Source organism: Oceanobacillus sp. NCCP-135 (assembly GCF_059698015.1).
Map to the genome: position 1 here is coordinate 149,455 of NZ_BAAKSZ010000001.1, position 15,709 is coordinate 165,163.

14 protein-coding genes are annotated in these 15,709 nt (G+C 36.3%); 11 read left to right on the forward strand and 3 right to left on the reverse strand.

Going from position 1 to position 15,709, the window contains the following annotated elements:
• Positions 1-37: 37 nt before the first annotated feature.
• Complete coding sequence (locus AC6HVZ_RS00650; protein WP_497556191.1) at positions 38-2,185, forward strand: DNA topoisomerase; 2,148 nt, start codon at positions 38-40, stop codon at positions 2,183-2,185.
• 39 nt (positions 2,186-2,224) lie between these two features.
• Here AC6HVZ_RS00650 and uraA read toward each other — a convergent pair whose 3' ends face one another.
• On the reverse strand, positions 2,225-3,508 hold the full coding sequence (gene uraA / locus AC6HVZ_RS00655) for a uracil permease (RefSeq protein ID WP_497556192.1): 1,284 nt from the start codon (positions 3,506-3,508) through the stop codon (positions 2,225-2,227).
• Between the two features lie 504 nt (positions 3,509-4,012).
• On the opposite strand from uraA, the gene AC6HVZ_RS00660 reads away from it, so the two are divergent.
• Entirely contained in the window at positions 4,013-4,438 is a 426-nt protein-coding gene (locus AC6HVZ_RS00660; protein ID WP_497556193.1) for a hypothetical protein, read from the forward strand.
• A gap of 186 nt (positions 4,439-4,624) precedes the next feature.
• Here AC6HVZ_RS00660 and AC6HVZ_RS00665 read toward each other — a convergent pair whose 3' ends face one another.
• The gene (locus tag AC6HVZ_RS00665; RefSeq protein ID WP_497556194.1) at positions 4,625-5,125 is read right to left on the reverse strand and encodes a class I adenylate-forming enzyme family protein; all 501 of its coding nucleotides are present in this window, start codon (positions 5,123-5,125) and stop codon (positions 4,625-4,627) included.
• A gap of 870 nt (positions 5,126-5,995) precedes the next feature.
• On the opposite strand from AC6HVZ_RS00665, the gene AC6HVZ_RS00670 reads away from it, so the two are divergent.
• From AC6HVZ_RS00670 to AC6HVZ_RS00690, 5 genes are all read left to right on the forward strand, one after another.
• Positions 5,996-6,127, forward strand: coding sequence for a hypothetical protein (locus tag AC6HVZ_RS00670; RefSeq protein ID WP_497556195.1), 132 nt, complete (start codon positions 5,996-5,998; stop codon positions 6,125-6,127).
• Between the two features lie 76 nt (positions 6,128-6,203).
• Positions 6,204-6,908 (forward strand): SDR family oxidoreductase, encoded by a 705-nt coding sequence (locus tag AC6HVZ_RS00675; protein WP_497556196.1) that lies wholly within the window; start codon positions 6,204-6,206, stop codon positions 6,906-6,908.
• A 283-nt stretch (positions 6,909-7,191) separates the two neighbouring features.
• Positions 7,192-8,406, forward strand: a complete 1,215-nt coding sequence (locus tag AC6HVZ_RS00680) for an NAD(P)/FAD-dependent oxidoreductase (RefSeq protein WP_497556197.1) — start codon at positions 7,192-7,194, stop codon at positions 8,404-8,406.
• Between the two features lie 648 nt (positions 8,407-9,054).
• Positions 9,055-9,306, forward strand: a complete 252-nt coding sequence (locus AC6HVZ_RS00685; protein ID WP_497556198.1) for a hypothetical protein — start codon at positions 9,055-9,057, stop codon at positions 9,304-9,306.
• Between the two features lie 71 nt (positions 9,307-9,377).
• Positions 9,378-10,241: a VanW family protein gene (locus AC6HVZ_RS00690; RefSeq protein ID WP_497556199.1), complete on the forward strand. Its 864-nt coding sequence runs from the start codon at positions 9,378-9,380 to the stop codon at positions 10,239-10,241.
• Here the strand turns inward: AC6HVZ_RS00690 and AC6HVZ_RS00695 are convergent.
• The gene (locus tag AC6HVZ_RS00695) at positions 10,202-10,600 is read right to left on the reverse strand and encodes a thiol-disulfide oxidoreductase DCC family protein (RefSeq protein ID WP_497556200.1); all 399 of its coding nucleotides are present in this window, start codon (positions 10,598-10,600) and stop codon (positions 10,202-10,204) included. The genes AC6HVZ_RS00690 and AC6HVZ_RS00695 overlap by 40 nt on opposite strands.
• Before the next feature lie 136 nt (positions 10,601-10,736).
• Between AC6HVZ_RS00695 and AC6HVZ_RS00700 the strand changes: the two genes are divergently transcribed.
• The 4 genes from AC6HVZ_RS00700 (at position 10,737) to AC6HVZ_RS00715 (ending at position 15,557) form a co-directional block, all read left to right on the forward strand.
• Positions 10,737-11,852, forward strand: coding sequence for a tetratricopeptide repeat protein (locus AC6HVZ_RS00700; RefSeq protein ID WP_497556201.1), 1,116 nt, complete (start codon positions 10,737-10,739; stop codon positions 11,850-11,852).
• Positions 11,853-11,927: 75 nt separating this feature from the next.
• Positions 11,928-12,530 (forward strand): nitroreductase family protein, encoded by a 603-nt coding sequence (locus AC6HVZ_RS00705; RefSeq protein WP_497556202.1) that lies wholly within the window; start codon positions 11,928-11,930, stop codon positions 12,528-12,530.
• Entirely contained in the window at positions 12,527-13,528 is a 1,002-nt protein-coding gene (locus AC6HVZ_RS00710; protein WP_497556203.1) for an ABC transporter substrate-binding protein, read from the forward strand. Before AC6HVZ_RS00705 ends, AC6HVZ_RS00710 begins: the two co-directional genes overlap by 4 nt.
• A 4-nt stretch (positions 13,529-13,532) precedes the next feature.
• Entirely contained in the window at positions 13,533-15,557 is a 2,025-nt protein-coding gene (locus AC6HVZ_RS00715; RefSeq protein WP_497556204.1) for an iron ABC transporter permease, read from the forward strand.
• Positions 15,558-15,709: the final 152 nt, after the last annotated feature.

Consider the following 15,709-nt stretch of genomic DNA (forward strand, 5'->3'; position numbering starts at 1 on the left):
TACTATAGATGAAAAATTAAAAAATGGGAGAAGTCAAATGAAATTAATATTAGCTGAAAAACCCTCAGTTGCTAAGAACATAGCTGATGCACTTAAAATAAAAACAAAATATGACGGTTATTATGAAGGAAATAACTATATCATCACATGGGCATTTGGTCATCTCGTTGAGCTATATGATGCCAAAGATTATGACAGTAAGATGGCACGCTGGAAAATGGATAACTTTCCATTTATTCCGGATGAATTTAAATATAAAGTAAAAAGCAATCCGAGGAATAGGCAATATCCGGATAGTGGGGTTCAAAAGCAGTTAAAAACAATCCATACATTAATGAAACGAAATGACGTTAAGATGATCATTTCAGCCTGTGATTATGATAGAGAAGGCCAGCTGATTGGTGACAGTATTATCTATCGAGGTGGCAGACCTAACAAGCAAGTATCTCGTTTACTTCTTAATGAATGGACACCGAAAGAAGTGCTTCAGGGACTTGAGAATATTAATTCCAATGAAACGATGAAGCCTTTAAGAGATGCGGGGATAAGCAGACAATGGGCCGACTGGGTTATCGGAATTAACTTAACTTCTGTCGCTACATTGAAATATCAGAAGGGAAAAGGTAAAGCACTGAATATTGGCAGGGTTCTGCTTCCAACGTTAAAAATCATTTATGATCGTGATAAGGAAATTGAAAACTTTAAACCAGAGGATTATTTTAAACTGATCGCAGTCTTTCAAACGCAGGACGAAAAAGAATACGAAGGTACATATATAGAAGAAAATCGGGAAAAGTTTAAAGAAAAAGAAACATTAGAGGCAGTCCATCAAGCTCTTCAAAACAAACGAGGAATAATCATCGATAAGCAGGTGGAGAAGAAAAAGGAATTTCCCCCATTTCTATTTAATCTATCTAATCTACAAGGGTATATAACGAACAAATACACGGGCTGGACCTCAGATAAAGTACTAAAAGTCGCACAATCACTTTATGAGAAAAAATTAATTACCTATCCAAGAACCTCAAGTATTGCTTTGGAAGAGAGCTTGGTTGGCAAAACAGCAAACGTATTAAAGGCACATGCGGAAGACCTTCCATACAAAGATGAAATAAATTTCATGAAAACCAAAAGGGTATTTAATAATGCAAAGGTGGAAAGTCATAGTGCGATCATTCCTACCTATTTAAAACCAAAACGTCTATCAGCAGATGAACAAGTCGTTTATACAGCAATTAAGAATCGGTTTATCATGCAGTTCATGCCAATTGCTGAATATGAAGAAACAAAATTAACTACAAAAGTGGATGGTTTAGCAGGAGTCTTTTCATCAAAAGGTAAGGTGCAGCTGGTTGAAGGCTGGAAAAAGGTTGACAAGATTCAGTCCAAAGATACTATTTTACCTTTAGTCCATGTTAATGATCATGTTAGCTTACTAGATTCAAAGGTTACAACACACGTGACTAAACCCCCTAAGCACCATACGGAAAGAACATTATTACGTGTAATGGAAACGTGCGGGAAAAGCTATAAGGAAGAAGAAAGTGAAGAGATAATGGGAAGTATTCTAGCTGGATTCAGCATTGGAACTGCGGCTACAAGAGCGGAAACGATTAAGAAATTAAAAAATGTTGGCTATATCACAGCACAAGGGAAAAATCTATTGTCAACAGATCTTGGTAGAAGGCTTGTTGAAACATTTCCTGTACAAAATTTACTCGATCTTGAATTTACCGGACGTTTAGAAAAAGTATTGTCTGATATTCAAAATGGAAAAGCGAATAAACAGGAATTCCTGCACATGGTTTTTAGTTTTACAAATGAATCGGTTGAAACGATCAAAAATGGACAGGATATTACTATCAATGAAATTGCCTCAACTAAAAATACGAATGAGATACTTGGTACATGTCCAGAATGCGGTGGAAAGATTACTGATGGCTATAAGGCTTTTGGTTGCAGTAATTGGAAAAAAGGATGTAAATTTGTTATATGGAAAAATGATAAATTCCTGGAAACTATGAAGAAAAAGCCTACGAAAAAAATGGTAAAAGAATTGTTGAAAGGCAAGCGAGCCTATGTAAAGGGGTTATCAAGTAAAAAGGGGAGCAAATTCAACGCTTATTTACGTTATGAAAAAAATCCGGAGAATGATTACTATAGTTGGAAAATGGAGTTTAAATAAAAGGGTCAGCAGAGCAAATAGCTGCTTACCCTTAACTTATTATTCATTCGATAATTTCAATACATCCAAAAGTTTAAAGAACAATCCAAGGACAATTGCAACAATCGTCGCAAGTCCCATTCCTGTTAATGCAACATCTCCTAATTGAACGGTTGCACCACTGATTCCAATAACCAGTACGACACAGGTAAGAATTAAATTCTGAGATCGGTTATAATCAACCTTTGCTTCAACCAACATCCGAATCCCGCTTGCTGCAATAATACCAAATAACAGTAGTGATATTCCTCCCATAACAGCTGTAGGAATGGAAGAAATTAGAGCAGCAAGTTTACCGACAAAGGAAAGAACAATCGCAATGATAGCCGCACCTCCGATAATCCATGTAGAATATACTCTTGTAATTGCCAGTACTCCAATATTCTCACCATAGGTTGTATTTGGCGTAGAACCAAAGAAACTAGAAATTATCGTAGAAATCCCATTTCCTGCAAATGAACGATCAAGACCGGGTTCTTTCGTCAGATCTTTTTTTACAATGTTACCTGTCACAAATAAATGTCCAATATGTTCAGGTATAAGAACAAGTGCTGCCGGTAAAATAACAAGAATTGCCGACCAGTCAAATTTCATCTGGTAAAATTCCGGCATGGAAAACCAGGAAGCTTCTTTGACAGCAGTAAAATCAACTAATCCAAATAAATAAGCAATGACGTATCCGGCAATAATCCCAATAAGTATTGGAATTATTTTCAAAAAGCCACGGAGAGTTACCCAACAAACGATAGTGATGGCAAGTGTCAGTAATGCGACAATAGCTGTTTTGGGATCCATGGTCCAGGAAGCAACAGCATCTGCTGGAGCAATCCATCCAGCCATCTCAGCCGCAGTTGGTACAAGCTCCAACCCAATAACCGCAACAATTGCCCCCATTGCTGCAGGGGGAAAAATAATATCTATCCATGCAGTTCCTATTAATCTCACAATTAGTGCAACGACAGTGAGCACAATCCCGACTGCAAGAAAGCCCCCTAAAACGTAACTGTACCCATCTCCACCTGCATAGTTCCCCAAAACAACAAATACCGGGGAAATAAATGCAAAACTGGAGCCTAAATAGGCTGGGATTTTCCCTTTTGTAATAAAAATATAGATAAGTGTTCCTATGCCGTTCATTAATAGAATTGTTGCTGGATTGACACCAAATAAAACAGGCACTAAAACAGTTGACCCAAACATGGCGAATAAATGCTGAATACTTAGTGGTAAGCTTTGTAATATAGGAAGTCTTTCATCAACCTGAATTTCTTTATAATGTGCCACTTTTTATCCCCCTTTAAAATAAGGTTCATAGGTACCGTTTTAAAATGGAAAGAGGATTAATATAGAAAAAACACCTTGCCTAACTTGGCAAGGTGTTCCTGAGAATAATAAAAACCTGGAAGAAGACATGCACCTCTATTGGTTTTTATCAAAATACAGATTCCAATCTGTTCCACCTTGCCAGCCTCACAGGACTGGATTAAAGGTAACCGTATGAACTTTTCCTAGATATTATCGCAGTATATTTGGTTTATGTCAATCTTTTTTGATTCACAGTTCAACATGTTTTTTTAAAATTCTTGTGTATGATTCCTCCTTATACATTTAAAATATGAAGTTTATATGATTTCCTTAAAAATAGAAAAAATAGAGTATAATTCATATTTTGATACTTTTAGTCAAAAGTGGCGTATACTATATAGGAGGGCAGCATAATTCGATAAACGGATATTGATATGAATTTAAAGTAAGATGCTAAAATCCCTCTAAAAAAAGGTTGATAAAATGACAAAGGTAATTATAAGTCCTCCGAGTAATCTAGCTGCTGGTACACTATTGTGGATTTATGCAAACAACAAAAAGGTTTATTACAGCAACAAAGGTCATGAAATCAATGAATTTAATGAACATGATTCACACTACTTGGGAGAAATAGAAAAGCTTTGTAAAGATCAACAGCTCTCGGTAGTATCCAGTTTATTAGAAAAGAAAGACAGAATTTATGGTATTTGCTTAAATGAAAATAACCGCCAAAATACGAAGAATATAGATGTGCTATTTTTTCCAACTTGGGATAAATTGTTGAGCTATGCTGAAACGCATTCGAATGAGTTAGAAAAGGTACTTCAAAGGAAAAAAGCGGTAAAACAAAAATGGCTGGAACAAGGCAGACGTTATTTAAAAAATAAAGAGCGACAAAAGAAAATTTAAATTATATCCGCATTACTAGTCGCAAGTAGAGTGAATTATATATAATATTTATTTCCTCAGAAGAACCGAGTCCACTTAGAAGCCTATCGGAAATTATCAAAGCTTGTATCCTAAACTTTAATAAAGGATACAAGCTTTTTTATTTACTTAAAAAGGCAATTCAGTTAGCACTGAGCCTATGCAAATTTATATTATTTCCTGAAGTTGTATTTTTAGTATTTTCCCACTAATTGTCTTTGGTAGTTGATCAACGAATGTAATTTTATTTGGGATGTTGTCAGTGGAAAGCTTTTCTGTTGCATAATTCATTAATTCTTGTTCAGTTACTTCATAGTCTTCTTGAAGAACAATTACCGCATGAGAGACTTCTCCAAGCTTTTCATGTGGTGTTAAAAGTGCGGCAATCTCCTGCACTGCCGGGTGTTTCGATAATACCATTTCGATTTCGGCAGTGGAAATTCCCTTTCTATTATCATTAGTCTTTTGATCTACTACCTTAATGTTTCCATACTCATCTATTGTTCCCATATCGCCAGTGTACATCCACCCATCTATAATACTTCTGCTTGCTATTTCTTCATTATTAGCGATGCCGTCGCCCTTCACGATTATTTCTCCAATTTCCATTCCATTTTGCGCAACATCTTCTCCTTGTTCGTTAACGATACGTACTTTTGTATTGCTCACTATAATCCCACCTTTACTTTAACAAATTACATATAGAGGTTGTTCAAAAAGTCCGGTGAAAATGACACGTCGGGATAGGGAATCTTCGACTAAGTACCAACACGTCCTGGGACTGCGCCAAGGCTCGCCCCACCAAAAACATGGTGTCGAACATCGAAGTCACCATATCATACGAGATGTTCGTTGGCCTGCTTTTTTCGCTCCTTGGAAAAGAAAAGTACCTTTTCCTACGTTTCCTTCACGTATTCATTGCATACGTTTGGTTCTTTGGAAAGGAAGAACCTTTCCTGCGTGCGACGTAATTTCGGGGGAGTTTTCCTAGTTTTCCTTCTGCTCAAAGCTTCACCGACAAGAACTTCTCGGTCCTTTTCTTCTTCCTTTTTGAACACGCACATATAGTGCTATATTTATATAATGAAATTATAACATATTTTTGAAAGCGTTTTACAAAAAATCACCCATGCTTTATAATGCTAAATGTCTATTTATAAAATTTAGTAGTTTTATAATGTTAATGAGGGGTGTGATTTCCGCTGATAAAAGGAAATGGATGGACGGGTAGAAAAATTCCGTAAACGTGTAAACGAATGGACCAAAGAGATGTGGAAGTGAAAGGAAGAGTGCGGCGATATTATTTAATTTTGTTAAGTCTGTTTCAACAGGTTAAGCATCTGTCGGGAGCAGTTTTTTTGTAAACTAGAAAAAAACTAAATAAATCAAGCAATGTTATAATTAAGGTATATGTTGGAGTGCTTATCTTAAAAGAGAGAGAATGTTACGTTACTAGGGAAGAGAAAATTAATCTGGAAGTTACTGAAGTGGTAGATAACTCAACAGATATAGATGATTCTGCTGAAAGAGGAAGACACCATGAAAAGCATTTTTATTCCAATTTCAAAGTATAAGGTAAAGCATGATAAAAGTGATACACTGAAGATAACGGAAAAACCGGATCGGGATTCTACATCACAACCGAATCCACTATCAGGTCAAAAAGCTTGACTCAGATCTGAAATCAAGTCCTGATTCAGACCCGAAGCAAGAACCATAAATAATATAATAAAAATGGAGGAATTTCATGTTAGAAATTGCAGGTCTTACCGCAGTCGTTACAGGTGCAAGCAGTGGAATAGGTTCAAGCATTGCCAAGCATCTTGCCAAAGAGGGAGTAAATGTTGTACTTGCAGCCAGAAGAAAAGAAAAGTTGGATGCTCTTGCTGAAGAAATAAATGGAATGAAGGATGGTCAAGCACTTGCTGTTGAGACGGATGTTGCCATACAAGCAGACATCGATCATTTAGTTCAACAGGCTACTGATGCATTTGGAGATATAGATATTTTCGTAAATAATGCTGGATTAGTCTTAAATGGTGCAATTCGGGATGGAAAAGTAGATAGATGGGATCAGATGATAGACGTAAATATTAAAGGTGTATTATACGGAATAAATTCAGTTTTGCCTGGCATGATAAAACGCTCATCTGGACATATTGTAAATATCTCTTCTGTTTCCGGCCAAGAAGTAACAAAAACAAGTGGTGTGTACAGTGCAACAAAATATGCTGTTCGCGCCATATCGATGGGACTGGAAAAAGAGCTTGCGCGCACCGGGGTGCGTGTAACAAATATTTCTCCTGGAATGGTGAAAACAAAGCGTAATACCAAGAAACTGCCACCTGATCGTAAGCCACTTCAAACAGAGGATATTGCAAGAGCTGTAATGTATGCCGTAACCCAACCTGACTACGTTAATGTAAATGAAATTACCGTAAGACCTGTCTAAAATGTATAAAACGAAGTGTCGTATCCTAGTGGAATGATACAGGTAATAAGAATCTATTAATGAAATAATGTAAAAAATGAAATATAACAATAAAAACATATTTATATCTATTTTCAACAAATTTATTAGCCTATTTAATAAAACTTTGATATTATTGAGATGATGTTATACAGTATTTATAGGTTTAAGCGAATGATTTAATAATAAAATATTCATTTATTCGGGAACGCTTTTACCATATGCATTTAATACTTAGATCAATTTATAGGAAGGTGGAAGTTTCATGAGTTCAAACAAACCAAAAATAGTCGTTCTGGGCGCTGGTTATGCAGGGTTAACCACGACTAAGCGTTTAACTAAAATGTTGTCTCCAGAAGAAGCGGAGATTGTATTAGTTAACAAACATAACTATCATTATGAATCAACATGGCTGCATGAGGTGGCTGCAGGAACGATTAATCCAAATCAGGCCCGTGTTATGATCAGTGATGTAGTAAGTCCGAAGAGAGTAAGACTAGTCTATGATGCGGTTGTCGAAATTAAAAAAGATGAAAAACGTGTCGTATTGGAAAACAGTGAAATTTCATATGATTATCTTGTAGTAGCGCTTGGTTTTGAATCAAATGATTTTGGAATTAAAGGAATGGCAGAATATGCATTTGCGATTGAGGACATCGACTCCAGCCGTTTAATCAGTGAACATATAGAATACCAATTCGCAAAATACAGCCATAACAAAAATGCTGAAGATGACAGCCTGAATATTCTAGTCGGTGGTGCTGGATTCACGGGTGTTGAATTTGTTGGTGAGCTTGCTGAGAAAGTACCAGAATTATGTAAAAAATATGATATCGACCGCAATAAAGTTCGTATTATCAATATTGAAGCAGCACCATCCATCCTACCAATGTTTGATAAAGAGCTCGTTTCCTATGCGCAAAAATCACTTGAAGACCGTGGGGTAGAATTTATGATTGGTGCTCCAATTTCTGAGTGTACCCCTGAAGGATTCATTGTAGGTGATGATAAAGAATTAATTAAAGCCGGTACTGTAGTTTGGACAGGCGGGGTAAAAGGAAGCTCTGTACTCGGAAACTCCGGTTTTGAACTTGTAAAAGGAAAGGTAAATGTGAACAGTGATCTTCGCATGCCTGAAGAAGAAAATATTTTTGTGATTGGCGATTGTTCATGGGTTTGGAACAAAGAAGCAGATCGTCCATACCCACCAACAGCTCAATTAGCAATGCAAGAAGCCGATGTTGTAGCAGCTAACCTTAAAGCATTAATTACAAATCAGCCATTAAAAGATTTTGTATTTGATGATAAAGGAACAGTGGCTTCTCTAGGAATTTCTGATGGAATTGGAAATGTACTGTCTGGTTATAAACTTCAAGGTAAATCTGCTGCTGCAATGAAAAAGGTAGTTGATAACCGCTCATTATTTATGATGGGTGGACCTATGCTTGTACTGAAAAAAGGGAAAGTGCGCCCATTCTAATAGTAAATGATAATATAATAATAAAGGTTCAAACAAGGAGGTAATTATTAAATGAAAAATGCATTTTGCACAATATTACTTCTACTTGCAGCTGTAGTAGGATATCGAATGGCAAATGATTACATGGAAGATTCAAGAGATTTTCGTTAATGAATGAAGGTCACCTGGTTTAGGTCAGGTGATCTTTATTTTTGCTTAGGAAATTATAAAATTTAAATGCTGTGGATAACTTAGTTGCCGGAATAGAGCTACGTCTAGCTCCAACGTTATGTCCGTGAGAAGAGCTCTCATGGACAATTCGGGCATGGAATCGTGTGGTTTTGTCCGTGAGAAGAGCTCTCATGGACAATTCGGGCATGGAATCGTGTAGTTATGTCCGTTGGAGGCGTAAAAAGTAGCGAACCCCTCTGCCAAAGCGATGCTCCCTTAGCCCAAAATCCATGAACTATCCCCTACTGTTAATGAAAAGACTATGAAAAAATTCTATCGCGTAGATGATTGATTGTATAAATGAACAAAAGACTTTTTATTAGTCTAAATTAATTGAAAATAACTAAAAATAGGAGCATTATAGAAGTAACAGTGATAAACATCACAGCGATAGTGAAAACCCTAAGTTATTATGGAGTGGAAGCGGAGGGGATTGTAATGAATACAGGACTATTAATATTTTTAATTGTATTATTTATTGCTGCACTGGGGGGAACATTTTTTGCGTTTAAACAAGAAGAGAATAAGATGAAAAAGTACGAGGAACAGGGACAAACGGTGCAGGATGAACTAAAACGCTCTATTGAATATGAAACAAGTTCGCTTAAATCTGATGTGCCTATACAAATATGGATCTATGTGATCACAATAGTATTATCGTTAATTGCGTTTGCTATTTATCTTTTTTAATCAGCCAGGAGAAATCCTGGTTATTTTTATGCCCTTTTTCTAATACTAAAAATAAACGAGGAGGAAACGAAATGAGAGTTGCTGTTTTAATTTTTCTGTTATTATTTTTTTCTATAAATCATGTTTTTGCAGAAGTGGAATTTAATGATAATAAAATAATCTTGGATAAATTGGAAATTAAACAATATTCCCTTCCGTATATGGATGATCTTTTTATTGATGAGAAAAAATTAACTTTTTTGATGGATATATTACAGGAAAAGATTTATAAAGCTCCAAGTAATGCTGCATTAAATAAAAATGGAAAAATAATCAAGGAGAAGCCTGGTGTTACAATTGACAGGGATAAATTTAGTGTATTATTTCGCAACATGTTTTACAGTAGCAGTAATATAAAAATGGAAGTTCCAAAAAAGCTTGTTTATCCTAGAGTGGATACTGCATTGTTACAGGAAATAAAAGTAAAAGAACTGGGAAGCTATGTTACTCATTTTAAGAAGAGTAATCTGGAACGATCCCATAATATATCACTTGCTGCAAAGGCAATTAATAATTCTGTTGTCTTTCCCGGTGAGATATTTTCCTTTAATGAAATTGTTGGTGAACGGACAAAAGAAAGAGGATATAAACGTGCTCCTGTAATTGTAAAAGGAGAATTGGCAGAAGATATTGGTGGCGGAATATGTCAGGTCTCATCCACTTTATTTAATGCAGTAGATCTAAAAGGCATACAAATTATTGAAAGGTATGAACATAGCAGAAGCGTGCCATATGTGCCGCCAGGTCGTGATGCCACTGTTAGTTGGTGGGGGCCGGATTTCGTGTTTAAGAACATGTATAACCAACCTGTTTTAGTAAGGGCATATTCGGAAAATGGGAATATGCAAGTCAGCCTTTATTCTTCAGAGGATGTAGAATATTTTTCCGGAAAATAAAATCCGTTTTCTTTAGGATTAATCCGACAAGCCTCTCCACATTGATTTACCGGAACAAGCTTCCTGTTAGCCGCGATTTTTTTATAAATAAAATCACCCAGCCCAATCCATCTCAAACCATACATAAATGGAAGTAGGATCCACATTAAAGGTAATAACTTTGCAATTTCGATCAAAGCATTAAATCCATTAAACCATTGCCCTTCATGATGTACATGCAAACTTGTTTCCATTTCGACAGGATAGTCCCTAATGGAACGAAATGATTCAAATGAAAGTTTATTTCTCCAGTCTATTTTTTTCCAAAGGGTTGATGAGGTTTTGCACATTTTACAATAGCTATCATAGAATACGATCATTTTTATCCCTCCATTCTATCTTTATTTTATCATTATATGATAATAATTCCAATTTACTTATTTAGCGGTAAAACCTTTTAGAAAACAGGGAAATACTGTTACACTAAGAAAAAGAGAAAGATAGGAGCAGTGTTAGATGGATATTTTAAATTTGGATGAAAAAATAAAAGAAATAATAACAGCTGAAAACAAAAGTGATTTAGAAGTAATTGTAGAAGAATTTAAGCGAAATCATTTCCCCAATGTATTATCTAAATCAAAGCAATGTAGAGAAAAGTTTAGCACAGATGAAAGGCTCACGAAATTATTAGCTATTGTTGAAGCAGTTAGTCATGCACAGATAGGAGAAAACAAAGCTTCTGCTGAAATTATGACCAAGCTTTATCAGTCATCTTCTAAGAAGAAGCATGATGAGTTGATTTTATATGCTGAATTAGCATTTATGAGTGACTATCGACTTGCCCGGAGAATAATGTCTGAGGCTGTCAAGCAAATGGAAGATGTGGGAGAAACTGACAGGATAAAGCTTGCTCGCGGTTTTTTAGTGTTGGGTGAAGCAGAAGAAAATCTGGAAAAATTCACACGTGCAATCAAGTATTATCAGCGTGGTCTAACTTATTTTCAGGAAGATGATAATCGTGATAAATACATGATCTTGTTTTTACATTTTAAGCTTGGTGTATTATATTCGACGGTTAATAACGCAGAAAAAGCAATTAATTATTTAAATAAAACAATTAAACTTGCTGGAAAAGATCAGCCTGAAATGAAGATTAACAGCCTTGTCAGTATTGCTAAAACCTATGGTAGTAAGGGTGAGGAGGAAAAAGCCTATGCTTATTTAACCGAAGCAATTGATTTGCTTGATGACTCTTCCTTAGCTGAAACAATGGTGCATGCTGAAGCATATACAGAGTTGGCCTTTTATTACTTTAATCAATCAAGGCTTGAGGAAGCAATACCAAATTATACAAATGCAATAGAAATTTATTTAAAACTTCCTTATTCTGCAAGAAAGTTAGGAATGATTTATATGCAATATGCTTACTGTCTGGAACATAAAAAAGAGCCGAACCAAACACTTGCAGGTAAAAAATATGAAAAAGCGATTGAAAAGCTTGAAAAAACAGATGATCGGGAACTGCTGGAAAATGCGCTTGCTGATGTTATTTCATTTTTCGATAACACCAACAATCCCAGAAAGAAAAAGTATTTCGAAAATAAATTTGTGAAAATGACGAACACGCACTAAAAAGATTAGATTGACAAAACAAATAGATTACTATAATATCAAAATTGATAATGATAATCATTTTCAATTAGGAGGGTGAAGGCAATTGAGTTAGTGGATGTAATGCGTAACAGACGTACAATCCTTGATTACAAGTCAGAAAAAGTTGATAGGGATTTACTATTGGAGTTATTCAATCACGCTGCATATGCACCAAATCATCATATGAAACAGCCATGGAGGCTAAAAATATATGAGGATCAGGCGCGTTCTTCATTTGGCGAGAAGATTGTTGATAGTTACATAAGACTAAAATTATTAAAAACGTCAAATGAAGATAAACTAAATAAAGCAAGAAAATCCTATGATCGTTTTTTTACCTCTGTTCCGCATCATGCGCTTTTTTATATGGATAAAGAGGATAATGGCGGCTATGTAGATGATGAGAATATTGCAGCAGTCTGCGCATTTATTCAAAACTTTCAACTGGTTGCTTGGGAGAAGGAAATCGGAACGATGTGGACAGCGAAGCAAACGTTGTTAGATGAAGTATTTATTCGTGATATTGGCTTATCTCCTGAAAAACATAAGCTAATAGCGGTGGTACAAATTGGTTATCCTAATAAAATACCAAAAGTAAAAGAACGAACGCAAATAGAGGAAAGTATTGAGTGGATAAATGAGGAGTGGGACAGATGAAAAAAACATACTTGCTATTCTTTCTTTTCATCATACTGGTCTTAGCTGCATGTGGTGGCAATGATGATACAGAAGGTACTGCTAATGAATCAAAGTCTGAATCAGCTAATAATGAACGAACAATTACTATAGAGGATGCAATGGGGGAGCAGTCAATCGAAGGAACACCGGAAAATATTGTCGTTTTAGAGTGGTCCTATGCTGAAGATTTACTTGCACTGGGAATTCAGCCTGCAGGGGTTGCGGATTTGGATGGTTTCCATCAATGGGTCAATATTGAGGCGGAATTTGATGAAAGTGTTGAAGATGTTGGTACACGACAAGAGCCGAATTTAGAGGCGATTTCCCGCTTGGATCCCGATCTGATAATAGGAGTCCAATTTAGACACGAACAATTTTTGGACAGTTTAAAAGATATTGCGCCAGTTGTTACATTTGCTCCATATGGTGAAGAAGCAGTACAGGATCATTATCAAAATATGATTAATGAATTTCAAACAGTCGCGAAGATTGTGGATAAAGAAGCGGAAGCGAAAGAGATTCTTGCAAATTTAAACAGTTTTACAGAAGAACAAATAGAGCGAGTTGCTGCAGCAGGATTAGAAGGATCAAAATATATTACTACACAGGCTTTTACGGCACAAAATACGCCGACATTGCGTTTGTTTACAGATAACTCGATTGTAGCTCAGGTTATGAGTAATCTAGGCTTTGAAAATGCCTATCAATCTGATAGCGTTGAAATATATGGCTATAGTGAAGTAACTGTTGAAGCACTACAAAATTTTCAGGAAGAAAATCTTCAATTCCTATACATTGTACAGGAAGAAGATAATATTTTTGCTGATCAGCTTAAAGGAAATCCGGTTTGGGAGAATTTAAGCTTTGTACAGGAAGGAAATACACATCAATTACCTGGTGATACGTGGACATTTGGTGGAGTTTTATCGACAGAAGTACTTACAAAGCAATTAGTCGATGCAATGGTAAGTGAGTGATTTGATGGATCAAACTTTAAAAAAATCAATGGTCGCGGTTCTTACCTTCGGTGGTGGAGCCGCCCTTTTATGTCTTTTAACATTTATTCATATTAATCAGGGCAGTGTATCGATTTCAGTTGGGTCAGTTATCGATGCCATTTTTGCTCCGAAAGATACATTGGAGCACCATACGGTTCGAATTTTAAGATTGCCTAGAGCAGTGATGGGGATAATTGCAGGTGGGGCACTGGCGGTTGCTGGTGTTATTTTACAAACCACTACAAAAAATCCGTTAGCTTCAGCAAGTACTTTAGGTATCCATTCGGGTACTTACTTTGCAGTTGTTATTAGTACGGTGTTTTTTCCTGCTGCTTTACTTGGCAATGGAATAATTGCAGCTTTCTTAGGTGGCATTTTCACATTTTTCATTGTATTTATACTTTCAGGGGGAAATAAGGCAACCCCTGTTCGAATGGTGTTAGCTGGAATGATTGTCACTTTCTTATTTTCATCTTTGACAAGTGTCTTGCAAATATTTTATGAGAATGAGACTGCCGGTATTTTCTTATGGGGTTCAGGTACACTGGTACAAAACGATTGGAGTGGTGTGAATTTTTCGTTTCCCTTTGTTCTTATTTCTATGGTTGTAGTATTGTTTATGACATTTAAATTGGATACATTGACATTGGGTGATGATGTTGCAACAGCACTTGGCCAGCATGTTAATCGTGTAAAGTTTGTTTCCATTATTGCAGCAGTTTTATTAACGTCTGTTACAGTAAGTGTTGTTGGACCAATTGGTTTTGTTGGTTTAGTTGCTCCACATATTATTAAATTAATCGGGTATCGAAAACATTTGCCATTAGTGATTGCATCGTTCCTTTGGGGAGGCAATGTACTATTGCTTGCAGACATATTAGCCCGAGTGATTGATCCGTCGTTTTCAGAGCTTCCGGTTGGGGCAATAACGGCATTAATTGGTGCACCATGGTTAATATATTTAGTACTTCGCATGAAAAAAACAAAATATGGGGAAGAAAATTCATCTATTCTAGCTGGAAAAGTTAAGACAGGATTGTCGCTCAAAGTTATATTGCCGGTTTTAATGTTAGCTACTCTTGCTGTGTTGGCTATCAGTTTAGCTTCTGGAAATGATGGGTTTGAACCAATTATAACCTTTCAGGCACTATTTGGAGAAACTGATGAATTTATGAGAAATTTAATTCTTGATCTTCGATTACCACGTGCACTTGTGGCTTTATTCAGTGGAATGGTGCTGGCAGTTAGTGGATTGATTTTTCAGGGAGTTTTGCGTAACCCACTAGCTGATCCATCAGTAATTGGAATTACTTCTGGGGCTGGAGTAGGTGCTCTATTAACGATGTATGTATTTGGGGTATCCGCTATATGGATACCGGTTGGTGCAATGATTGGTTCCTTTGTTTTCTTTATTATGGTTATGATGCTGGCAATCCGGGCAGCTTTTCAACCGACAATATTAGCCTTGTTAGGTATAGGTGTATCTGCATTTGGATCAGCAATTATTCAGATTTTGGTTGTACAAGCAGATATGGGCGTTGCTTCAGCATTAACATGGTTGTCTGGAACTACTTACGCCAAGGGATGGTCCGAGTTGTTTAATTATCTAATATGGCCAGCCATTATTCTTTTTCCAATCCTATTTATGAAGATTCGAATTTTGGATACGTTGTCTTTAGGTGATGACACAGCACGGGGCTTAGGGGTTAGAGTAATGTCTACACGTTTTCAATTAGCGTTTCTGGCAACAGTTCTGGCGGCGTTTAGTGTAGCCGCTGTTGGTGCAATTGGCTTTGTGGGGTTAATCGCACCACATTTTTCCCGGTTGCTCGTTGGACCAGCTAATCAACGATTATTACCTGTTACCCTATTTATTGGAGGATTGTTATTGCTGATTGCAGATGTGTTTAGTCGAACCTTGCTTGCGCCAAATGAGATTCCAACAGGTATTCTTGTTGCGATAATTGGAGCTCCTTATTTCTTGTGGTTGATGAAGAAAAGAGCATAAATGTATTTAAAAAAGTCCTGGAATGAGATCCCTTCTCTAAATCTATTACTGGGACTTTTTTATGTTAAAAGGTAGTTCGAAGTTAACTATCAAAGCCAATTCAATAAAAAATGGGGTAGCATTTTCATTCAGAAAATGCTACCCCATCATTA